Source organism: Sphingomonas sp. S-NIH.Pt3_0716 (assembly GCF_003950715.1).
Lineage (GTDB): Bacteria > Pseudomonadota > Alphaproteobacteria > Sphingomonadales > Sphingomonadaceae > Sphingobium > Sphingobium yanoikuyae_A.
On record NZ_QLJK01000005.1, the window covers coordinates 23,788 to 44,410 of the forward strand.

19 protein-coding genes and 1 tRNA gene are annotated in these 20,623 nt (G+C 63.6%); 7 read left to right on the top strand and 13 right to left on the bottom strand.

The genetic code is table 11. From position 1 onward, the window contains the following. The first annotated feature begins 81 nt into the window (after window positions 1-81). The gene (locus BRX37_RS05045) at window positions 82-732 is read left to right on the top strand and encodes a peroxiredoxin-like family protein (protein ID WP_125985774.1); all 651 of its coding nucleotides are present in this window, start codon (window positions 82-84) and stop codon (window positions 730-732) included. Window positions 733-793: 61 nt separating this feature from the next. Here BRX37_RS05045 and BRX37_RS05050 read toward each other — a convergent pair whose 3' ends face one another. The 8 genes from BRX37_RS05050 to BRX37_RS05085 all read right to left on the bottom strand — a co-directional run bounded on the left by BRX37_RS05050 (window position 794) and on the right by BRX37_RS05085 (window position 9,366). After that, on the bottom strand, window positions 794-2,131 hold the full coding sequence (locus BRX37_RS05050) for an LLM class flavin-dependent oxidoreductase (RefSeq protein ID WP_125985775.1): 1,338 nt from the start codon (window positions 2,129-2,131) through the stop codon (window positions 794-796). Between the two features lie 114 nt (window positions 2,132-2,245). Continuing rightward, the gene (locus tag BRX37_RS05055; RefSeq protein WP_125985776.1) at window positions 2,246-4,393 is read right to left on the bottom strand and encodes a TonB-dependent receptor; all 2,148 of its coding nucleotides are present in this window, start codon (window positions 4,391-4,393) and stop codon (window positions 2,246-2,248) included. A gap of 157 nt (window positions 4,394-4,550) precedes the next feature. Beyond that, window positions 4,551-4,853, bottom strand: a complete 303-nt coding sequence (locus BRX37_RS05060) for a hypothetical protein (protein WP_125985777.1) — start codon at window positions 4,851-4,853, stop codon at window positions 4,551-4,553. 56 nt (window positions 4,854-4,909) lie between these two features. Further along, complete coding sequence (locus tag BRX37_RS05065; protein WP_125985778.1) at window positions 4,910-6,964, bottom strand: TonB-dependent receptor plug domain-containing protein; 2,055 nt, start codon at window positions 6,962-6,964, stop codon at window positions 4,910-4,912. Further along, the gene (locus BRX37_RS27230; RefSeq protein ID WP_318276610.1) at window positions 6,961-7,215 is read right to left on the bottom strand and encodes a hypothetical protein; all 255 of its coding nucleotides are present in this window, start codon (window positions 7,213-7,215) and stop codon (window positions 6,961-6,963) included. The genes BRX37_RS05065 and BRX37_RS27230 overlap by 4 nt, the downstream gene beginning before the upstream one ends. 2 nt (window positions 7,216-7,217) lie before the next feature. Next, window positions 7,218-7,514: a hypothetical protein gene (locus BRX37_RS05075; protein WP_125985779.1), complete on the bottom strand. Its 297-nt coding sequence runs from the start codon at window positions 7,512-7,514 to the stop codon at window positions 7,218-7,220. Continuing rightward, window positions 7,511-7,801, bottom strand: a complete 291-nt coding sequence (locus BRX37_RS05080) for a DUF3325 domain-containing protein (protein ID WP_125985780.1) — start codon at window positions 7,799-7,801, stop codon at window positions 7,511-7,513. Before BRX37_RS05080 ends, BRX37_RS05075 begins: the two co-directional genes overlap by 4 nt. Beyond that, a complete protein-coding gene (locus BRX37_RS05085) occupies window positions 7,798-9,366 on the bottom strand; it encodes a PepSY-associated TM helix domain-containing protein (RefSeq protein WP_125985781.1) in 1,569 nt (522 codons plus the stop codon). Before BRX37_RS05085 ends, BRX37_RS05080 begins: the two co-directional genes overlap by 4 nt. 494 nt (window positions 9,367-9,860) lie before the next feature. Here BRX37_RS05085 and BRX37_RS05090 point away from each other — a divergent pair, with 494 nt between their 5' ends. Further along, on the top strand, window positions 9,861-11,981 hold the full coding sequence (locus tag BRX37_RS05090) for a TonB-dependent siderophore receptor (protein WP_125985782.1): 2,121 nt from the start codon (window positions 9,861-9,863) through the stop codon (window positions 11,979-11,981). 103 nt (window positions 11,982-12,084) lie between these two features. On the opposite strand, the gene BRX37_RS05095 is transcribed toward BRX37_RS05090, so the two are convergent. The 3 genes from BRX37_RS05095 to moaA form a co-directional block, all read right to left on the bottom strand. Continuing rightward, window positions 12,085-12,159, bottom strand: a tRNA-Asn gene (locus BRX37_RS05095). A 76-nt stretch (window positions 12,160-12,235) separates the two neighbouring features. Continuing rightward, window positions 12,236-13,012, bottom strand: coding sequence for an NAD kinase (locus tag BRX37_RS05100; RefSeq protein WP_004207502.1), 777 nt, complete (start codon window positions 13,010-13,012; stop codon window positions 12,236-12,238). After that, window positions 13,009-14,022, bottom strand: coding sequence for a GTP 3',8-cyclase MoaA (gene moaA / locus BRX37_RS05105; protein WP_125985783.1), 1,014 nt, complete (start codon window positions 14,020-14,022; stop codon window positions 13,009-13,011). The genes BRX37_RS05100 and moaA overlap by 4 nt, the downstream gene beginning before the upstream one ends. 121 nt (window positions 14,023-14,143) lie before the next feature. Between moaA and BRX37_RS05110 the strand changes: the two genes are divergently transcribed. Continuing rightward, window positions 14,144-16,156, top strand: coding sequence for a putative bifunctional diguanylate cyclase/phosphodiesterase (locus BRX37_RS05110; protein ID WP_125985784.1), 2,013 nt, complete (start codon window positions 14,144-14,146; stop codon window positions 16,154-16,156). On the opposite strand, the gene BRX37_RS05115 is transcribed toward BRX37_RS05110, so the two are convergent. Together BRX37_RS05115 and BRX37_RS05120 are read right to left on the bottom strand one after the other, a co-directional pair. After that, the gene (locus BRX37_RS05115; RefSeq protein ID WP_125985785.1) at window positions 16,145-16,882 is read right to left on the bottom strand and encodes a TorF family putative porin; all 738 of its coding nucleotides are present in this window, start codon (window positions 16,880-16,882) and stop codon (window positions 16,145-16,147) included. The genes BRX37_RS05110 and BRX37_RS05115 overlap by 12 nt on opposite strands. Then, entirely contained in the window at window positions 16,869-17,276 is a 408-nt protein-coding gene (locus tag BRX37_RS05120) for a hypothetical protein (protein WP_206434118.1), read from the bottom strand. The genes BRX37_RS05115 and BRX37_RS05120 overlap by 14 nt, the downstream gene beginning before the upstream one ends. A 497-nt stretch (window positions 17,277-17,773) precedes the next feature. On the opposite strand from BRX37_RS05120, the gene BRX37_RS05125 reads away from it, so the two are divergent. From BRX37_RS05125 to BRX37_RS05140, 4 genes are all read left to right on the top strand, one after another. Further along, on the top strand, window positions 17,774-18,910 hold the full coding sequence (locus BRX37_RS05125) for a tetratricopeptide repeat protein (RefSeq protein WP_125985786.1): 1,137 nt from the start codon (window positions 17,774-17,776) through the stop codon (window positions 18,908-18,910). Between the two features lie 113 nt (window positions 18,911-19,023). Next, window positions 19,024-19,353: a DUF2322 family protein gene (locus BRX37_RS05130; protein WP_125985787.1), complete on the top strand. Its 330-nt coding sequence runs from the start codon at window positions 19,024-19,026 to the stop codon at window positions 19,351-19,353. 322 nt (window positions 19,354-19,675) lie between these two features. Further along, the gene (locus BRX37_RS05135; RefSeq protein ID WP_206434119.1) at window positions 19,676-20,107 is read left to right on the top strand and encodes a hypothetical protein; all 432 of its coding nucleotides are present in this window, start codon (window positions 19,676-19,678) and stop codon (window positions 20,105-20,107) included. Window positions 20,108-20,356: 249 nt separating this feature from the next. After that, complete coding sequence (locus BRX37_RS05140; RefSeq protein WP_125985789.1) at window positions 20,357-20,617, top strand: hypothetical protein; 261 nt, start codon at window positions 20,357-20,359, stop codon at window positions 20,615-20,617. Window positions 20,618-20,623: the final 6 nt, after the last annotated feature.

Below are 20,623 nucleotides of genomic sequence, written 5' to 3' on the forward strand. Positions count from 1 at the left end.
TCGGCGGCTTCCCGCCAAGTCTCATTGGCGTCGCGTGCCCCGCGGCGCCATTTTCCTATCTCCGGCAAAGGAGACAGGCAGATGGCGACGATCGTTGGCGACAATTTGAGGGCGCGCTATGCCGCGCTTCAGGCGGAACGGGAACGGGACTGGGCACCCGCCCAACTGGCGCGCAACGCAGCGCAGCGGCAGCAGTTGGTGGCACGCTTCGATCCGGCGACGGTGGCGCAGCCCGGCGATGTTCTGCCCGATCTGGCACTCGACGATGTGGAAGGCGCCACGCTGACGCTCGACGCGCTGACGGCGCAGGGGCCGGCGCTGCTGATCTTCTTCCGCTTTGCGGGTTGCCCGGCCTGCAACATCGCCTTGCCCTATTATGCCGAGACGCTCTGGCCGGTGCTGCGCGCGCGCGGCATCCCGCTGGTCGCGTTCAGCCCGCAGCAGCCCGATCGGCTGGTGGAGATCAAGCGCCGCCACGATCTGCCCTTCGCCGTCGCGACCGATCGCGACAATCAGCTCGCCCGCCTGCTCGGCATCGCCTTCGTCCCCGATGATCGCCCGTCGCCTCCGCCCGCCGGCTGGATCGGCGAGGTGACCGGCACGGGCAGCTGGGAATTGCCGCAGCCCGCGGCGCTGCTGCTGGGGCCGGGTCGGGTGGTGCAGCGCTTGCATGTCAGCCCCGACTGGCTCGACCGACCGGAAGCGGCTGATATCCTCGCCTGGCTGCGCTGAACGCCAGAAACAAAAGGGGCCCGGCAATCTCATTGCCGGGCCCCTTTTTTGTTCGATAGGATCAGGCGGCCGACTTGGCCTCGCGCGCAACGCTGTAGCGATTATCCGGCACCGACAGGCCCAGATGCTCGCGGAAGGTCGTCCCTTCATAGTCGGTGCGGAACAGGCCGCGCTGCTGCAGGATCGGGATCACCTTGTCGACGAACAGCGTCAACTGCCCCGGCAGTGGCTCGAACAGGACGAAGCCGTCGGCCGCGCCACTTTCGAACCAGCGCTGCAACTGATCCGCCACCGTCTCGGCCGACCCCACGAACGCGCCCCCCGCGGTCCCCCGCCCGTCACCCACCCACCCCAAGGTCAGGCCCTCCGCCTCGACTTCGGCCAGGATGCGCAGCGTCCCGCTCTGCTGGCTGTTGAGGCCCAGATGCGCGACATCGGGGAAGGGCGCATCGAGATCATATTGGCGGAAATCATGGTCATTGAAGGTGCGCGACAGGAAGCCAAGGCCGGTGTCGATCGACTCCAACGCGGCGAGTTCGCGGTAGCGCGCCTCGGCCTCCTCGTCGCTGTCGCCGACGATCGCAGCGATGCCCGGCAGGATGAACAACTGGTCGGCATCCCGGCCAAAGCCCTTCGCCCGCGCCTTCACATCGGCATAATAGGTCTGGCCCGCCTCGATCGTCTCGGCATGGGTGAAGATCACCTCGGCCCGGCGGGCGGCGAAGTTGCGGCCATCGTCCGACGCCCCGGCCTGAAAAATTACCGGCTGGCCCTGGGGCGTGCGCTTGATGTTGAGCGGTCCGCGCACCTGGAAAAACTCGCCCTTATGGTCGAGCGCATGCAGCCGGTCGGGATCGACGAACTGGCCGCTTTCCTTGTCGGCGACATGGGCGCCGTCTTCCCAGCTATCCCACAGCCCCTGGACGACATCGAGATATTCGGCGGCGATGCGATAGCGCACGGCATGGGCCGGATGTTCGCTCTTGCTGAAATTGGCGGCGGTGTCGCCCAGCCAGGAGGTGACGACATTCCAGCCGGCGCGCCCGCTGCTGAGGTGATCGAGCGAGGCGAATTGCCGCGCCACGTTGAAGGGCTCGGAGTAACTGACCGTCAGCGTGCCGACCAGGCCGATCCGGCTGGTGGTCGCCGCCAGCGCCGACAGGATGGTGATCGGCTCGAACCGGTTGAGATAATGGGGGCTGGATCGTTCGGTGATCGACAGGCTGTCGGCGACGAACAGGAAGTCGAACTTGCCGCGTTCGGCGGTCGCTGCCTGTTCCTGATAGCGGGCAAGGCTGGTGCTGGCATTCACGTCACGATCGGGATGGCGCCAGTCATGCCAGGTGCGGCCGACGCCATGCAGGATGAAGCCGAGCTTGATATGCGGAGAACGGGCCATGGCCTTGTCCTTCTGCTGGAGGGGAGGGTGAGCCCATTTCCTCTATGCCCGACTGTCCCGCGCGACCAACGCGGTCTCCTCAAGCGCATATGAAATGGACCAATAGGGCAGGCGTCAGTAGGAGAAGCGGGCGCTCAGCAGCACCGTCGCGGGATCGGCATAATTTTTATAATAGACCCCGGTCGAAGGGATGTAGGTCGAACTGACCGGCTTGTTCGCGCCCAGGATATTCTTGCCCTGGATGGCGAACTGGAAACGGTCGTCCGGCAATATCCAGGTGATCGAGCCGTTGATGAAGGTCTGGCCCGGCACTTCGTCCTGCGGTCGGGCGAGGGCGTTCTGATAGAAGCTGCTCTGATATTGGGCGTTGGCCGACAGGCGCAATGTGCTGCCGGATGCGCCCAGCGGCAGCGCATAATTGGCGCCGCCCGACAGGGACCATTTGGGCGCGTTCAGCAGCGGATTGCCATCGGCGTCGACGCCATTGCCCCCCGCACCCTTATAATCGTCATAAATGGCCTTGAGATAACCAGCCGACCCCTGAAGCGAGAAGCGATCCGACAGGCGCAGGTCATTTTCCAGCTCCACGCCCCAGCTATGCGCCTTGCCGGCATTGCCGCGGCGTGATCCGACATAGGCAGGGTCGTAGAAGGATACCTGGAGATCCTTGTAATCATTGTAGAAGATGGCGAGATTGCTGCGCAGCACGCCGCCGAACAAGGTGGCCTTGAGGCCGCCTTCATAGGTCGAGACCTTTTCCGGATCGAAGGGCAGGGTGGCGAGATCCAGCCGGGTCGCGCGATTGTCGAACCCGCCGGATTTGAACCCGCGCGAATAGGTGAGGTAATTGAGCAGATTGGACGTCCATTGCGCCTGCACCGACAATTTCGGTGTCAGCGCCTTCCAGGTCTTTTCCGCCTCGCCGGCGATCGACTGGGCCACGACATTGCGATCATCGTCGATCACCTTGTTGTCGAAGACGAAGCGCTTCTTCTCGATCGTGCCGCGCAGGCCGGCGGTCAGGCTGAATATGTCATTCGCCTTCCAGGTGCCCTCGCCGAATATGGCATAGGCATCGGTATAGGTGATGTTGTGGGCGCGCAGCCGGTTGACCGGCGCGGTCGCGGCGGTGCCTGTACGGCTGAAGCCGTCACGCTCCACGAAGAAGCGTTCATGCAGGTAGAAGAGGCCGCTGGTGAAGCTGAGGTCGCCAAAGTCGCCGTTCAGCTGCACCTCCTGGCTGAAGGCCCGGTCATTATAATGGATCAGGTTCTTCTGGATCAGTGCGGCCTCGCCGTCATTCTCGTAATTGACGGGATTGAGGTTGAAGCCGGTATAGGCGCTGATCGACTTGATCGACAGGCTGGGCGACAGGTCATAGACCAGCCGCAGCGACGCGCTGCGCGAATTGAGATGCTGGTCCGGTTCGACCTCCGAATAGGATCGGCGGCGGCTGAAGCTGCCGGGCTGGTTGACCGGAATATAGGACCGCGTATCGCTGCGGTCGCGCAGGATGTTGACGGTCAGCAGCGCGTCGAGATTGGCGATGCCGGTATAGCGCAGCTTGCCGCGCCAGGCGTCGAGGTCGATCCGGTTGACGTCATGGCCCAGCGTCGGGTCGTAGGTGACGCCGTCGCGGGTACGATGGATCCAGGCGATGCTGCCCGACAGGTCGCCCGCGATCTTGCCGCTGACCAGCGCCCGGCCCTGTACGTCATTATAGCTGCCATAGCCCAGTTCGGCGGTGACACGGGTGGTTTCGTCGGGGGCGCGGGTGATGATGCGCAGCGCACCGGCCGACGAGTTGCGGCCATAGAGCGTCCCCTGTGGCCCGCGCAGCAGCTCGATCCGTTCCAGATCGACAAATTCGCTCATCGAGGCGATCTGGCGCGGAATGTAGACGTCATCGACATAGATGGCGAGCACCGGCTCCTGGATTGGGTCGGATTCGCCCACGCCGCGCAGCGAGAAGGTCTGGGTGGTGTGGCTGATCGATGTCCGCGCCACGAACAGGTTGGGCACCTGGCCGGCCAGGTCGCGCACATTGGTGATGTTGCGCTGCTCCAGCGTTTCCGGCGTGAAGGCGGAAATCGCGATCGCGGTCTTCTGAAGGTCCGTGGCGCGCCGCTCGGCGGTGACGATGATGCCGCCGCCGGCGCCGCCATCCTCTGCCGGCGCTGGCGCCTGTGCCCAGGACGACCCGGCCATTGCCGCGGCCATGATCGCGCTGCAACCAGCGGCCAGGAAAATCCCTTTTTTCATTGTTCCCCACTCAATCTTGATCCGCCGCAGCCGGGGCTTAGCGTTAACTGTCAACTAAAGTTGTAGACAATTTGCGCAAATGAGTTCGGGCAATCTGGCGGGAGAATGGCTCATAGATTCGTGCGGCAGAGATGGGGGCGCCGATCATCGGCTGTGGTCAGCTTCGGCGTGCTCCGCGCCCGCTATAAAGGGTAAGGGGCGATAGCCGCAGATTATTCCGGATCAGCAGCTCCGCGCAGGAGCGGATATCGGCGGTCAGCCGTTCGTCCAGGGTTGTTGTGGGGGCAGAGCTGAGGCGCTGGGCATCGGCCAGCGAGGCAAGCAGGACCAGTTCGTCGTCACTGACATAGCGGGCGCCGGGCGGCTGGATGCGCAGGCCGCATTCGATGGCGATCCTGCGCAGGCGGGCGAAGCTGTCGATGGCCGCGAGACCGATCCGCTGCTCCTCGCCCCGCAGCATTGAGAGCACCCGGCGCTCGGTCCGCGTGCGGCGGTGGAGGGGCAGGGTAGAGCGGTTCACAGCGCACGCGCCAGTGTCAGCGAGACGACTGCCCCCTCCCACTGGTTGCGCTGTTCCTGCCCGCTATAGCTGCCTGCCCGGCTTGGACTGTAGAAGCGGCGCAGCCGATGATAATCCTGACCGTTGAGCGCGCTGGCCCGCAGCGTCGTCTTGAACCCTGCCAGCGCCGTGGTTTCGACATAGGCATCGAATGTGGCATCGTCGCGCCAGGTCAGTCGCTCACCGGTGTAGAAGACATCGCCCTGTTCGGCGGCGGTATAGCTGATCCCCCAGGATGAACGCAGTTTCGGCACGTCGTGGCGGAACTCGGCGGTCAGGCTGCGTGGCGCGATATCGTCCATCTTCCTGTTGTCTCCGGTTACAGGATCGCGCATGCGCGATCCCCGTAGCGTACCGTCGAGCGTCAGCCGCGCGCCGCGCAGGGCGGCATCGAGCGGCAGGGTTGCTTGCGTGCTGATGCCCCATTGCCGGGCATTGCCGATCGTCCCCAGCGCTTCGTCGCCGGTGGGGAGGAGGAGATAGCCAAGCATCCCCTGATGCCATTGATGATAGGCCTCGACCGCCAGCGCGCCGCCCTTGCCCCAGCGATGGTCGGCACGGGCAAGGGCGCGGGTAACGCGGGCTGGGCGCAATTGCGCATTTCCACCGAGCGGCCGGCCGTCGGCCTGATTTACCGATGCGGCAAAATCGCCGAAGTCGAGCTGATCGACGGTGCGGCGGATGCCCAGTCGCAACTGGCTGGTATCGCGCGGCGACCACACCAGAGCGGCAGACGGTTTCCAATAGGACAGGCTTTGCTCGTTCGCGGCATCCCCCGTAACGCGGATACGCGACAGTTCGAACGCCATGCCGCTTTCCAGCGTCCAGCGTTTGCCCAGGCGTAACGTGACATTGGCAAAGGCCTCGCCCCGCAGTTCGGATACACGGCTATTGGCATTTGCCAGGGTGATCGGCGTCAGGCCGCTGCCATTATCCTCCGCATAGTCGAGGGCACTGTTGAGCCGGTTATAGGCGATCTCCATCCCCAGTTCGGGGCGGAGTACGTGGTCGCCACCCCGCGTCAGCGTTGTGCGACCGACCAGCTCCAACGGCTTCTGCGCCAGCGCCGAAACGCCACGATAGTCCGGCTCGACATAGTCCTCGTTAGTGGTCAGGCGTTCGACCCGACCGAGCCCCACCAGCTTTGCCGACCAGTCCTTGCCAAGGGTGCGGGTCCAGTCGAGCCCCAACTCGCCACTGCGCCCCTTTTCGTCATAGCCGATGGTCCGCTCGATCGTCGCTGCACCGTCAGTCGGCGAGATCATGATCGCCCGGTCGGATTCATAGCCATCCCGATTGAGCCGCAGATTGAGCGTCAGCGTACCGCCGGCCAGCGCGCCCGATGTCGATGCCGCAAGCCCGATCTCCGGTGCCTTGCCGATGATGCGCTCATGCCGGGTCTCGGTCGGCATGCCATTGCCGTCGCTGATATGATAGATGCCGTCGATCGGATAGCGGACCTGCTCGACCGACAGTTCCACATTGCTCTGCCAGCCGGCAATCTTGCGTGCATGGCTGATCTGGGCAGAGGGCGATATTCGGCCGTCGCGGGTATGGCTGAGCTTCAGCGAGGCATTGCCCGATCCACTCCCATCGGTGCGCAGGATGACATTGGCGACCAATGTCTGTCCCTGTGCCTCGGCCGCGTCGGTCCCGCGCAACAGCACGACCCGCTCGACGCGTGCGGCACCGATCCGAAGCAGCACCTCGGTAATGCCGCCGGCCTTCACCGTAGGTCGCTGACCATCGATCAGCACATTGCCGGCCGCGCCGCCAAAACCACGCAGGCTGTTACCCTCGCTCAACAGGAAGCCGGGGGTGCGCTCCAGCATGTCGAGCGCGGTCTGGGGCTGAAAGGGCGCGTAGAAATCGGCCGGATAAACCGGATCAGGACCAGCCGGGACGATCGGCGGATGAGCTGGCGGGCTGTTGTTCTGAACTGCTTCCTGTTCGCTCGCCATGGCGCCCGCCGTCATGGCAAGGCCGGCCATCATCGCATGGAACAGCATCATCGCAGGAAAAACTCTACCGGCACGACCCGTTCGATGCTTTCGACCTTCACATCCTCGGGTGGCTCCAGGATAGGCTGCCGGGGCATTGACTGCGACTCTTCCGCCCGGAACTGTTCGGGGCCGGGCGGCACTTCGCTTGCCGCTTCCGGTGGCGCAGCCGGCGGAGCCACGGCAAAGATGCTCAGGGTCGGCGCCGATTTCGGCACGACATAATCGGTCAGTGGCGCACGGGGGCGAGGGGGCGAGGCCATATCTATTCCGAAAGCATGAGCAGCAGCATGGCGGGGGGCAGGGCCAGGAGGATCATGACGCTCCATGCGCGCGCCGGATTGCGCGCGTGAAAGGCGCTCATTGCGATCACCGCGAACAAGGCAAAGCTGGCAAGCGTAACGCCGGTGACGGCTTCGACCGCATCGGTGCCAAGGCGAACGAGCAGGCGGGAAAGGGCCGCAGTGACGAGCGCGGTCAGGCCATAGGCACCCAGCGTGCAGGCCGTGATCCGTCCGGCATTGGCCCAGCGCGCACGGGCGACAGAGCTGAACCCGATCATGGCCGCACCCGCGCGAGGATGCGCTCGCGATTGCAATTGAGCGTCACGATCGTGACGGCGCCGGCGCTCAGCCAGCCGAACCAGGCGACGCTGCCATAACCCCAGCCAAGGCCAAGGCCTGCGATCAGGAAGGCAATGCTCTGCAGCGCAAAGCCGCCCCGGCGCAATCGGCGCGATTGCGGGTCGGGTAGCTTGCGACGAAGCCACTCCTGCTGGTGGCGGGCCATCGCCAGAAACAGCAGCGCAAAGCCGCCGAGCGACAGCAGGGCTGTTGCGACATGGGTCATGCCGGCACCTCCTGAAAATCTTGCTTGGGCTGGCGCGTGCGGCTGCGCGCCTTGGCCTTGGACTGGTGGGTTGCCACCTTGCGGGCGGCAAAGGCGAAGCCGGTGGCGGTCAGGATCATCATCAGGTCGAACAGGATGAAGATCGCGTCACCCGCCATCACGCTGGCGGGCAGGCCGCGGGGCGTGGTGGCGGTGTTGACCAGCGGAATGGCGGCATAGAGCAGGGCGCAGGCGGCCAGCGTCTCGACCCAGGCCTGCCGTGCCGGCCGGCCCAGGCTCCAGATGAAAATCGCGCCCCAGGCGATGAACAGAGCGTTGACCTCCCAATCGGCGCGTCCGACCATGGTCGGATCGAGCAACCGGTTGGCGAGGAAATAGACGGCGATCCCTGCCGATGCGCCGGCGATGACGCCGATGTTCAGCCGTTCGACCAGACGGAAACCGAAATGGGGCCGGGCCGGATCGGGCAGCTTGGCGCGACGCTTGACCGTCCACAGCACCAGCCCGCTGCCGACCATGATCGTGCCGCCCACGCCGGAGAGGAAATAGAGCCAGCGCAAGGCCGGGTTGGCATAGCGGCCGGCATGAAGGTCGACCATCACCCCTTTGATCGCTGTCGCCGCGCCGCCTTCGCGCGGGCCAGCCAGCGGTTCGCCGGTGGCGCCGTTGAGGTAGAGCATCGGCTGGTGGCCACCCAGCGTTTCGGTACGGGGCCAGATGCGGACGATCGCGGCTGCATTGCCGGGATGGCTGATGCTGACATAGCTGGGCTCGAAACCGGGCCGCAGCGTACGCGCACGCTGCAGCAGTTCGGGGATCGGGCGCAGATCGGCCTTCGCCTCGCTCGGTTCGCTCTTTGGCCCGGACGGGAAGGCCGCCTCATAATAGGCGTCGGTCGACGGGAAATTGGCGCTGATTGCCCAGGGCATCAGGGTGAAGAGCAGGGTGACAAGGCCCGTATAGGTGATCATCAGATAGAAGGGCAGGGCAAGGACGGCGGTGACATTATGCGCGTCGAGCCAGGAGCGCTGGCCCTTGCCGAAACGTAGCAGGAAGAAGTCGGTGAAGATTTTCTTGTGGGTGACGACGCCGCTCAGGATCGCGACCAGCATGGCGAGTGCAGCCAGGCTTACGAGCAGGCGCGCCCACATGACCGGCATATAATGAAGGTCGAAATGCATGCGATAGAGGAAGAAACCGCCGCGCGTATCGCGCACGCTGGTCAGGGTGCCGCTGGTGGCATCGAGCGTCCGTTCCTGCTGACTTGAGCGGTCGCCGCCGGCCGGCGTCCAACTGATGGAGAAGCCGTCGCCGCCGCGCGAACCGGGAAGGGAGAGCGTCCAGTGGTCTGCACCCGCACCTTCCTTGCGCAGGATCGTGTCGGCGGCGTCGATTGCCTTATCACTGACCGGCGCGGGCGTCAGTTCGGGGCGCATCCATTGCGATATTTCCTGCTGGAAGAAGGCGACCGTGCCGAACAGGAAGATGACGAACAGCAACCAGCCAGGCAGCAGCCCGGTCCAGGTGTGCAGCGTCGACATGGTCTGGCGCAGCGATGCCTTCATGATGTCTTGCCTCCGGCGACCTCTGATGACCTGTGTTCGTGCATGTCCCGCTGTTCGCTAATGCCCATCAATGCCCTGTTTGGTTGACGTTTGGCGTGACTGGATTTCCAAAGAAAAACGTCGAGAAATATTGGAAAGCCGCCCCGTTGCCTACAAATTGCATACCCCATGGCGAGTGGCTCGCTTGGCACCTCGTCGCGTTGGGATGGTGCCATTAACGCAAATGAGATTTATTTGCAAAAAAAGACATTTGATTTTTTGTGGTCGTAAGGGCTGCCATGTCCGGCAAATAGTCCTTGTCGAACGCGCAACATGCCCCGTACTGGACAGCATAAATCACAGTCCCTAATTCGCATATGCGAATCAATAGCAATAAAGGGGCTGGTATGCGACATATGAGATGGATGGGGGCGTTGCTGTCTGGGGGCGGTATCGTTGCCGCGGCGGTGCCTGCGTTTGGGCAGGAACAAGCCAGTCAGGATGGTCAGGCTGTCATGCTCGGGTCGGTCCGGGTTGAAGGGGAGGCCGTTGATGATGGGCTGACCAGTGATCCCGCATCTACCGAAGGGACCGGCTCTTACACGACCCGGTCGATGAAGACCGCGACGAAGCTGCCCATGTCGATCCGCGAGACACCGCAGTCGGTGACCGTCGTCACCCGCCAGCGACTGGATGATCAGGTGATGACCAACATCACCGACGTGGTGAAAAATACGCCAGGCCTTTTCCTCAACTATTCCAGCGGGCCCGGCCGCCCGAGCTTTACCGCGCGCGGTTTTGATATCGACAACATCATGTATGACGGCCTGCCGTCCCGCTATCAGGGATGGGTGGTGGGCAGTCAGGCCAATTTGGCCATCTATGACCGGGTGGAGGTGGTGCGCGGCGCTACGGGCCTTGTAACCGGCAGCGGCAATCCATCGGCGGCGATCAATCTGGTGCGCAAGCGCCCGACCCGCGACTTTCAGCTCAATCTCGAAGGATCGGCCGGCAGGTGGAACAATTATCGCGGGCAGATCGACATGTCGGGCGGTGTCGATCAGGCCGGCAATCTGCGGGTGCGGGTTATCGGCTCCTATCAGGACAGCAGCAGTTTCCGCGATGGCGAGGTCATTCATCGCGGCCTGATCCATGCGATCGGCGAATATGATATCGGCCCTGATACGACGCTCATGGTGGGCGCCACCCATCAGGATGATTTCTTCAATAGCTTCTGGGGCGGCTTGCCGCTCAGCGCTACCGGCGCGCATCTCGACCTGCCGCGCTCGACCCGACCCAGCTATGACTGGGAAGGCAAAAGCCAGAAGTCGAACACTGTCTTTGGCGAACTGACCCATCGGTTCGGTCACGACTGGAGCGTCCGGCTGGCGAGCATGAAGGTGTGGCAGGATGCCATGTTCTCCGGCACCTATGTCTATCGCCGGCCCGACCTGACGCTCACCCATTCCGCCTATCAGGCCGCCTATGACGAGGATCAGGCCAGTGTCGACCTCTATGCCAGCGGGCCGGTCACGTTGTTTGGTCGTGACCATGATCTGACATTCGGTGCCAGCCGACGCGAGACCTCGACAGGCACGCAAAATTACAGCGGGGGCGGGCTGCTCGCGGGCGATGTCGACATGTTCGATTTCGACCCGGCCAGCGGTGCTCGACCCAATTTCGTGCCGACGACCTACAGCCGGAACGTCATCACCCAGGGCGGTCTCTATGCCTCGACCCGGCTCAATCCGTTCGATGGGCTGAAGGTCATCTTGGGCGGGCGGCTGGATTGGTATGATTATGATAATCGCACGGCTGCGACCGGCGATTACAAGGTCGATGCCCACAAGACCGTCTATGCCGGCGCGATCCTGGACATCGATCGTCATCATTCTTTCTATGCCAGCTTCACCGACATTTTCCAGCCGCAGACGGCCAGGGGCTTTGCCGTAGACGCCGACAGCCAGACGATCCTGAAGCCGATCACCGGCCAGAACTACGAGGTGGGTATCAAGGGCGAATATCTCGACGGGGCGCTGAATGCGGCGATCGCGCTCTTCCGCATCGACCAACGGAATAGGGCATTTGTGCCGACCGATCAGAGCGGTTGTCCCAGCTTCCCGGCCAGCAGTTGCTCGACGGCTGCTGGCCTGGTGCGCAGCAAGGGCATTGATGCCGAGCTTCAGGGCGCGATTACGCCCGACTGGAACATTTCGCTCAGCTATACCTATACCAGCATTCAATTTGTGCGGGACACCAACCCCGAAAATGGCGGCAAGAATTTCGACACCGACATGCCCCGCCACATGGCTAAATTGTCGACCTTCTACACTCTGCCGGGGAAGCTCGACCGGCTGCGTGTCGGCGCCGGACTTAACTGGCAGAGTCGCATATACAACGACAATAACGGCGCCAATTTCAACAATGTCGCCTTCCGCGTCGAACAGGGCGGCTATGCCGTTGCCGACCTGATGCTGGGATACAAGATCAGCGACCGGTTCGATCTTCAGGCCAACATCAACAATCTGTTCGACAAGCATTATTACAAGGCGATCGGCTATGATATCCGCTGGGGCTCGACCGATGCCTATGGCGATCCGCGCAATATTCTGGTGACGCTGCGCGGCAGAATCTGAAGGCATGCGCTCGCCAGCCATGGTTGGCGAGCGCCGCAATCGTGCCATGCGCTGAATTTCGGATTGTCTGGAGCCAGCCCGGCCTCGCCAAGGGCTGAAATAGTGGCTCCCCGAGTAGGATTCGAACCTACGGCCATTCGATTAACAGTCGAATGCTCTACCGCTGAGCTATCGGGGAGCAGCCCCGCTTGCGCCGGGCAGGCCGCGCATATGCAGCGGCTTGTCCCAAATGGCAAGCGTGAAATTGCAGAAAATTATGCGATGAATTGTTCGGCCGCGATCCGGTCGTCCAGCGTATGTTCGGGGTCGAACAACAGGGTCAGCGGGGTGGCGCGGTCGATCTTGACCTCGACCTGGGCGACGTCGCGGACTTCGCGCTGGTCGGCGACGGCACTGACCGGACGCTTGACCGGATCGAGCACGGTAAAGCGAATCGCGGTATTTTCCGGCAGGATGGCGCCACGCCAGCGGCGCGGCCGGAACGGGCTGATCGGGGTCAGGGCGACCAGGGCGGACCCCAGCGGCAGGATTGGGCCATGGGCGGAAAGATTATAGGCGGTGGACCCGGCGGGGGTGGCTACCAGCACGCCGTCGCACACCAGTTCGGGCAGCACGGGGCGATCGTTGACCTGCACTTCCAGCTTGGCGGTCTGGCGGGTTTCGCGCAGCAGCGAGACTTCGTTGATCGCCGGGATGGAGAAACGCTCGCCATCGACCGTGTCGACCACCATGCGCAGCGGGTTGACCTTGAAGCTCTTGGCCTTCTCCAGCCGCTGTTCCAGCCGTTCCAGACGCCATTCGTTCATCAGGAAGCCGACCGTGCCGAGATTCATGCCGAAGACCGGCAATATACGGCGGGATTCCAGCATGGCGTGCAGCGTCTGCAGCATGAAGCCGTCGCCGCCCAGCGCGATGACCGTGTCCGCCTGTTCCAGCGGCACGAAATCATAGGCGGCGCGCAACCGCTCTTCCGCTGCCCGTGCAGCCTGGGTCGGGGACGCGACGAGGGCGCGCCGGGGTTCACTGTTCATCCGCCGGTGACACTCATATGTCGCTGGACCGCCGCGGTCGGAGCGCCGGCGCCGATCCGGAAATCATGGGCGGCGGGCTTGCGCCGCAGTGCGCGATCGACCAGCGGCTCGACCGCGGCGAGGCCGCCGCTGCGCAGGGCGGCCTTGAAATCGACATGGTCGTCATGGCCCAGGCACATGTAGATCTTGCCCTCGCAGGTCATGCGCATGCGATTGCAGTCGGCGCAGAAATTGCGGGTGAGCGGGGTGATGAGGCCAAGCCGAACACCCAGCCCCTCGACATCATGATAGCGCGCCGGGCCACCCGTGCGCGCCGCGATCGGGGTGAGGACATGATGGGCGTCAATCTCCTGCGCGACATGCGACAGCGGCAGATAATGGTCGGTGCGATCCTCGCCCGTTTCGCCCAGCGGCATGGTCTCGATCAGGGTCAGGTCGAAGCCCTGGCTGTCGCACCAGCGCAGCATCGGCAGGATCTCGTCGGCATTGATATCCTTGAGCGCGACCATGTTGATCTTGACCGCAAGCCCCGCCGCGCGCGCGGCATCCAGCCCCCGCAGCACCACCGACAGGTCGCCGCCGCGGGTGATATGGGCGAAGCGATCGGCCTGCAGGCTGTCGAGGCTGACATTGATGCGGCGGACGCCGGCGTCGTGCAGCGCCTCTGCATGATCGGCCAGGCGCGTGCCATTGGTTGTCAGCGTCAGTTCCTGAAGGCCGGCATCCAGATGGCGACCGATTCGACGGATCAGGTCGATGATGTCGCGGCGCACCAGCGGTTCGCCGCCGGTCAGGCGGATGCGGCGCACACCGCGCGCAATGAAGAGATCCGCGAGCAGCGCGATTTCCTCCAGCGTCAGAACCTGATTTTTCGGCAGGAACTGCATCCGTTCCGCCATGCAGTAGCGGCAGCGCAAGTCGCATCGATCCGTAACGGAAATCCGCAGATAATCGATCCGGCGGCCAAGGCCGTCGGTCATGGAAGTTGCGGCAGGATCGACCATGGCCATGCCCCTAGCTAAGCCATGGGCATGGCGGGCGCAAGCTGGCCGGTTGCGGGGCGGTGAAGAGGTCGGTAACCGGTTGCTGTTACAAGAGCGGCATGCGCCTTGTCAGGGAGTCGATAAAAGAGTGAGCGGGCAGGCCGCCCCGGACGGGCAGCGCAGCATCTTCATCCTGTCGCCCGGCGACCGCGACCCCCTGTGCCGTGCCGCGCAGGAGGCGGGCTGGCGTGCGATCGGTGCGCGGCGTGCCACCGATGCGCCGCAACGTTTCCTGCGCAGCGATGCCCAGATCGCGCTTGTTGACATGCGCGGTGGGACGGCGGCCAAGCTGATCGCGCCTTTGGTGCCGGCGGTGGATGCGGGTGGCTGCGCGCTGGTGGTGCTGGTCGATGCGGCGGCGGTCGCGACCCTGCCGCAATTGTTCGATGCCGGCGCGACCCATTTTCTGGTGGCGCCGGTGACCCAACCCCTGTTGCAGGCGACGCTGGCATCGGCGCAGCGACTGGTCGAGCGGCTGGGCGGTGGCGCGATGCAGAGCCAGCGGGCGCAGCGCATCCGCCGGGGCGACGCGCTCTATTGGGAGATGGACCGCGACGGCGCCGGACTGCGGCTGAGCGAGAGCCTGGCCCGCAATCTGGGCATAGAGGCTTGGCAGCCGACGCCATCGACCTTGATCCACCGGCTGGCGCGCAATGAACGCAAGGCGGTGTTGAACGCGCTGGAGGGGATGATGCAGTCGGGGCGTCCGGCGGCATTCGCCCATGCCGTGCCGGACCGGCCGGGCAATCGGCTGGTGCATCATCTGCGCTTCGTCGACGGCACGGTGGCGGCCGATGTGGAGTGGCTGTCCGACGCGCAGGACCAGGATGTGGCGAGCCGCGACAATCTGACCGGGCTGCGTTCGCGCCAGGCGGCACTGGACTGGCTGGATCGCCGGTCGGGGCTACCGACGACGGTGGTGCTGCTGTCGATCAGCCAGTTCGATCGCATGAATGCGGCCTATGGCCAGGTGGTGGGTGACGCACTGCTGGGGCGGATTGCGCGGCGGATCGAACGGATTGTCGACAGCGTGGCAGGCCATGCGATGGTCGCGCGGATCGCCGGCACGGAATTTCTGGTCGGCCTGACTGGCGAGCCAGCGGCGGCGGAGCGGGCAACCTATCTGGCGCGGCAGTTGATCGAGGCGATCAGCCGGCCGTTCAGTGCGGGCGACCATCTGATCCGTTTGATTGCGCGATGCGGTATCGCGCAGGCGCGGGCGGAGGATGATGCGACCCAGTTGCTGCGGCGGGCAGGGGCTGCACTGGCCGATGCGCGACAGGGCGGGGGCGAAGGCATTCGCATCTTTTCCGCCGAGAAGCGCAGCCGCCAGCTCGACGCCGACCAACTGGAAACCGACCTGCGGCTGGCGCTGCACCGGGGCGAGATCGGCATCGTGTTCCAGCCGCAATATCCGGTCTATGACCATCGCATCAGCGGGGTCGAGGCTTTGGCGCGGTGGAACCACCCGATCTATGGCCCGCTGGGGGCCGGCATATTGTTCGGCACGGCGGAACGGTCCGACTATATGCTGCCGCTGTCGGCGCATATCCAGGCCGAGGCCTTGCGGCAGGCGGCGGCATGGCCGAGCGCGCTGTCCAATCTGCGCCTGTCGATCAACGTCACGGCGGCGGATATTTCGCAGCCGGGGTTCATGGCCGATTTCCTGGGGCAGGTGGACCGCAGCGGCTTTCCCCGCTCGCGGCTGACGGTGGAGATTACCGAAAGCGGGCTGATCCATGATGTCGACGCGGCGGCGGCGCTGCTGACGGCGCTGCGGTCCGAAGGGTTGGCGGTGGCGATCGACGATTTCGGCACCGGCTATTCGAGCCTGGCCTATTTGAAGGGCCTGCCGCTCGATTATCTGAAGATCGACTCCAGCCTGGCCCAGGATATCGCCGGGTCGGCGCGCGACCGGATTATCGTGCGTGGGGTGATCCATATGGCGAAGTCGCTGGGCCTGAACGTCATCGCCGAAGGGGTGGAGACGGAGCAGCAGCTCGACCTGCTGGCACGGGAAGGCTGTGATTATTACCAGGGCTTCCTGCGCTCGGCGGGCGTCTCCACGCCCGAACTCATATCCCTGGTGCTACAGGGTTAGGCCGACCTTTCCGATGAGGGCCGAGCCGGCGTGGCGCGCATCGCGATTGTCGATGTCGGTGTCGCTGTAGCGCAGTTCCGCCGACCAGCGGCCGCGATACCAGGCGATGGCCGCGCCATAATCCCAATAATCGCCGCCCGGCCGCAGCCGTTGCGAGGCGATCGGATCGCGATCCGACCCGGAACTATGGCCGACCCGTGCCGAGGCGGTGAGCGGGGTGCCGGGAATGGCGAAAGAGGCGGCGGAGGACAGATAGAGATTGTCGCCGCCGATCGCCGACTGGCGCGGCGCATATTGGGCGCTGATGTCGATGCTGGCGGGGCCGATCAGGAAGCCGGCGCCGGCGCCAAATTCGCCATAGCCCTGATGATCGGCGCCGGGGAAGAGATGGTAGCGCGCGTCGAGCGACAGCCGCCAGCCGCCCAGTTGATGGACATAGGAAGGGCCAAGGTCGATCACGGCGTCGGCGCCGCCATGGCGATCGCTGCCCCAGAGGCTGGTCGCGGCGCCATCGAGCGACAGGCCCTGCGCGACCGGCACGGACAGGCTGCCACGCAGCACCGGATCGCCGTCGCTCCAGCTCAGGCCCCGGCGACGCTCGTCGCTGGCGACCTCGACCGTGGCGCTGGGGCCGCTGGCATATTGGGCGGCGGCCGGTACGGCATGGAGGGCGAGGCCAAGCCCGCCCAGCCATGCCAGGCCGATGGTCCGATTAGTTCGACGCAAGATTGCGCACCGAGTCCAGTTCGGCCAGCAGCGGCGCGCGATCGGCTTCTGCCACGGCGATCAGATGTGCTTCGATCTTGTCCTGATACTGGGCCATGTTGCGTTCGCCCGACTGACGGCCGGTGGTGCAGGCGCCAGCCTCGCTACCCGAAAAGCGCTTGTCGCTCGACACGGTGCGGCCGAGCGCCGGGCCATGGTCCAGCTTGCGGTCGACCACGATCGTCGCGGTCCACTGGCAGCGCTGATTGTCCATGCGGTTGGGCGTCCTGGCGCCGATGGTCTTTGTGCGGATGTCGGCACGGGCGGTGTAGGTGGCACCGACCTGATTGCCATGATGCTCGACCGACACATTGTGGGTCGCGGCGGCGGCAAGCGCCATAAGGATCAAACTCATTTCATTCTCCTGCTGTGACGCCGCGCTTTGTTGCCCGGTCGTCACGAAGGCATGTAGGTTTCGACTGTTGCTGCTTCTTTTCCGGTTGATGATGAATGGCGACATGAGGGTCGGATGGGGAGGCAGCCGACGCGACAGTTGAAAGTACATAGTGTCGATGCCGTGCGCATTTGGGCGTTTTTGCCCGAGAAGGCGACAGCCACGCGGCGATGAAGCGACAGTGGCGCGCCTGTAACGCAGCTGCGACGCGACAGTGAAGCGACAATGAGGCGACAGCAAAGCGACGATCATGGGCGATGATCTGGCGTGTTGCGGTGGTGGCGGAACCGGGTCGGTAATGCGGGCAAGACGATGGGCGCGTGCTGTTTCATCCGCCAGGATAGAGCAGGGAAAATCCAAATAGGAAAGCCGCGGCTCCCCATCGGGAACTGGCATGGGGATTGGCAGGCCCATGATGATCCGACACTATGTGTTGGGGACAAGGGAGGAAAACCATCATGCTCGCCCTTCTGCTGCTATTGCAGGCCGCATCGCCCGAGATCATCGTCACCGGCCAGCGGCTGGTCGAGGAACAGGCCAAATGTGTGCATGGCGATTGCACGCCACTGCGCGATGCGCAGGCGACGATCGCGCTGGCCGAGCAGCGCTTTCGCGATGGCGACTATCTGAAGGCCAAGTATCTGCTGGCGGCGGCGATCCGCCGCAACAAGGACAAAGGGGGCGAAGCGCCCCGGCCGGTCGCGGCCATTTATGAAGCGATGGCGACGGTGGCGCTGCATGAGGGCGACCAGAATGCCTATCGCCGGGCCGTGGCGGGGCAGGTGAAGACGCTGCGCGACAATCTGCCGGCGGACGATGTGGCGGTGCTGGCGGCCTCCACCGCATTGGGCGACATGTGGATCAAGCTGGGCAATTATCGACAGGCGGCAGCGACCTATCGCGGGATCGAGGATCAGGCGCTGGCGCAGGGGCGAGCCCATCCGGCGATCATGGCGGGGATGAAGCGGGCCTGGCTGGCGGCGGCGCAGGGTGAGCGGCGCGAGGCGGCAAGGATGCTGGACGAACTGGAGCAGCGGCCGATCGCGCAGCAGCCGGGATATCGTACCGCCCTGCGCGTGCTGCGGCTGCGTCTCGCGGTGCGCGATGGGGATGACGCGGCGATCACCCGCCTGGCCGAGGCGATCGGCGCGGAGCAGGGTGCGGTGCCGATCCTGGTCTGGCAGCCGCCCTATCCGGCCAGCACAGACGCTGTCGACATCGGGCGGGCGCAGGATCTCAATGGCATAGCGGTGCGGCCGGGCGGCAGCACGGATATCGCGGCGATCCAGTGGATCGATGTCGGTTTCTGGATCCGGCCCGACGGACGGACCGAGGATGCTGAAATATTGCGGGGTTCGCGCACGTCCGGCTGGGCGCCTGCGATCCTGCGCCAGATCACGGGGCGGCGTTATGCCGCACGCGGGGAGGCGGGGGAGGCGGATGTGCCGGGCAGCTACCGGATCGAACGGGTAACACCCAAATATCAATATACGAACAAGGTGGGATCGCTCATCCGGCGCCGGGTGCCGGCGCCCGGTTTCGAAGTGCTGGACCTGACCGCATCGGAAGCCGCGATGCCGCCTGTGGGCGGGTGAGGTGGGCGCTCAGGGCTGCGTGTCGGACCGAGCAAAAGCGCAGACTCTTCCGCCGCAAGGGATCAGGCCCTAGGGGCACAGGCTCATTCCAAATTTGAGGCGGGAAACCAGCGATGATTCAACCGGGTGCGACGTTCAAGGACAATCTCCAGCTGCTGCCGCCGATCGACGGCATCGCCCGTATCGATCTGAAGGATGCGAGCGGCACGGTCGTCGCCAGCATCGAGAACCAGCCGGGCAAGCAGGGATCGCTGGCGGTCTATGCCTATTTGCAGAAGGTGTTTGGCACGCTGGACGCGGCGGCGGCCGAGCATGGGCTGGCGGTGTTTGCCGAACATACGGCCGATGCCCGCAACCGGCCGGGTGCGCACCCCAATGTCGACCGGCTGATCGCGATCGTGGACGGTGGCGACGCGCTGGCGATCGGGGTGGTCGCGGGCTGAACAAGGCGGGTAAATCATTTCCTTGATGCGCCATTTCTTTTGCCGCTGTCGGGGCATGACGCAGTGCCTGCCAAGTCGGGCGAGCGAAATCGGATGAGGACAGACTGATCCGAAAGACCCTCACCCTCACCCTCCCACGCCTGCGGCGCGGGCCCCTCCTCTCCCGTGAACGGGAGAGGGTAATTGGCAATGGCCGGGATGGGTGGTTAGGCGACGGTCTGCTTTGAAATATACAATGTCGAAAAGAGACGATAACCGTGGGCTAGAATTGATCAGCGGGGATGCAATGCTTGCGCGAAAATCACTCTCAACAATTCTCCTAATGGCCGTATTCGCGACATCCTCTTGTGAAGACGACGTGGGAGATAACCGCACTCCGAATTCAAAATACAGAAAGTTGAGCGATCAAGAGATGGAACGTATATTAATTGGAAATAATATAAAGAAATATCCAATTTTTTGGAACCATGATAATGGAATAAGCTTTTTCCAAGGAGGAAAAGCTGTAGTTCACGGATATTCAGATGAAAATGCATCGTATCTGATCAAAAATAGATATTTTTGCTTGGAAATGCGTATGCAGAATATTAAAATATGCAGTTATCTTATCACAAATGGAAAGAACGTTTTTGAAGTTTCAACAGACAAAATTCCGAGTGTGTATCTATTGAAGATTTGCCCACTCAATCAATTACACGGCTCCAGACGCAGCTGCAATTTCTCCGTTCCCCATGCATTGTCGGCGGCAACTTAAGTTTCTTGTCATCTACAAAGGTCAACATGAAATTTCGTCTGGCTTGGCTTCTTTTCCTTTTTTCCGCTCGCAACTGGTCGTTTCTGGCCCGGCAACTTCCCCGCCCAGGAGCGGACCGACCGCTGTCGGGTGTGCTTGGCGCCGCTCGGCGCGATGAGCATCTAACAGGGGTGGTTAGCGGAATGTCAGCTTTCTTGGTCACAAACCGGCTTGAGGAAGGTCCATACTACGAGCCCGAAACCGATAGTCGTGAAGCATACTGCTGAATGCAAAGCCCATGTCCAGATGGTATCCGGTATCGAAAAAGACCAGCAGACTGCCGAGGTAAGCAGCGGCAGCAGCATCCATGGGATGAGTTGGAAATTCATCTCATTTACCCACGCCAATCCACGTAGCGGTATTGCCTTGCTCGAAAGAAAGGCGCGGTATCTGATAAATGCCCTTTGCATCAACCTCGTATCTCATGAGCGATCGGTGACGGCAATTGGTCGCTTTCTCCCCGCAGGGTGAGGGCAG

Coding starts and splice junctions, on each gene's coding strand:
- BRX37_RS05085 (WP_125985781.1), bottom strand. CDS start 9,366: ATGAAGGCATCGCTGCGCCAGACCATGTCGACGCTGCACACCTGGACC.
- BRX37_RS05080 (WP_125985780.1), bottom strand. CDS start 7,801: ATGACCCATGTCGCAACAGCCCTGCTGTCGCTCGGCGGCTTTGCGCTG.
- BRX37_RS05100 (WP_004207502.1), bottom strand. CDS start 13,012: ATGAACAGTGAACCCCGGCGCGCCCTCGTCGCGTCCCCGACCCAGGCT.
- BRX37_RS05045 (WP_125985774.1), top strand. CDS start 82: ATGGCGACGATCGTTGGCGACAATTTGAGGGCGCGCTATGCCGCGCTT.
- BRX37_RS05065 (WP_125985778.1), bottom strand. CDS start 6,964: ATGATGCTGTTCCATGCGATGATGGCCGGCCTTGCCATGACGGCGGGC.
- BRX37_RS27230 (WP_318276610.1), bottom strand. CDS start 7,215: ATGGCCTCGCCCCCTCGCCCCCGTGCGCCACTGACCGATTATGTCGTG.
- BRX37_RS05050 (WP_125985775.1), bottom strand. CDS start 2,131: ATGGCCCGTTCTCCGCATATCAAGCTCGGCTTCATCCTGCATGGCGTC.
- BRX37_RS05135 (WP_206434119.1), top strand. CDS start 19,676: ATGGCCGTATTCGCGACATCCTCTTGTGAAGACGACGTGGGAGATAAC.
- moaA (WP_125985783.1), bottom strand. CDS start 14,022: ATGGCCATGGTCGATCCTGCCGCAACTTCCATGACCGACGGCCTTGGC.
- BRX37_RS05060 (WP_125985777.1), bottom strand. CDS start 4,853: ATGCTGCGGGGCGAGGAGCAGCGGATCGGTCTCGCGGCCATCGACAGC.
- BRX37_RS05125 (WP_125985786.1), top strand. CDS start 17,774: ATGCTCGCCCTTCTGCTGCTATTGCAGGCCGCATCGCCCGAGATCATC.
- BRX37_RS05075 (WP_125985779.1), bottom strand. CDS start 7,514: ATGATCGGGTTCAGCTCTGTCGCCCGTGCGCGCTGGGCCAATGCCGGA.
- BRX37_RS05055 (WP_125985776.1), bottom strand. CDS start 4,393: ATGAAAAAAGGGATTTTCCTGGCCGCTGGTTGCAGCGCGATCATGGCC.
- BRX37_RS05090 (WP_125985782.1), top strand. CDS start 9,861: ATGCTCGGGTCGGTCCGGGTTGAAGGGGAGGCCGTTGATGATGGGCTG.
- BRX37_RS05120 (WP_206434118.1), bottom strand. CDS start 17,276: ATGAGTTTGATCCTTATGGCGCTTGCCGCCGCCGCGACCCACAATGTG.
- BRX37_RS05130 (WP_125985787.1), top strand. CDS start 19,024: ATGATTCAACCGGGTGCGACGTTCAAGGACAATCTCCAGCTGCTGCCG.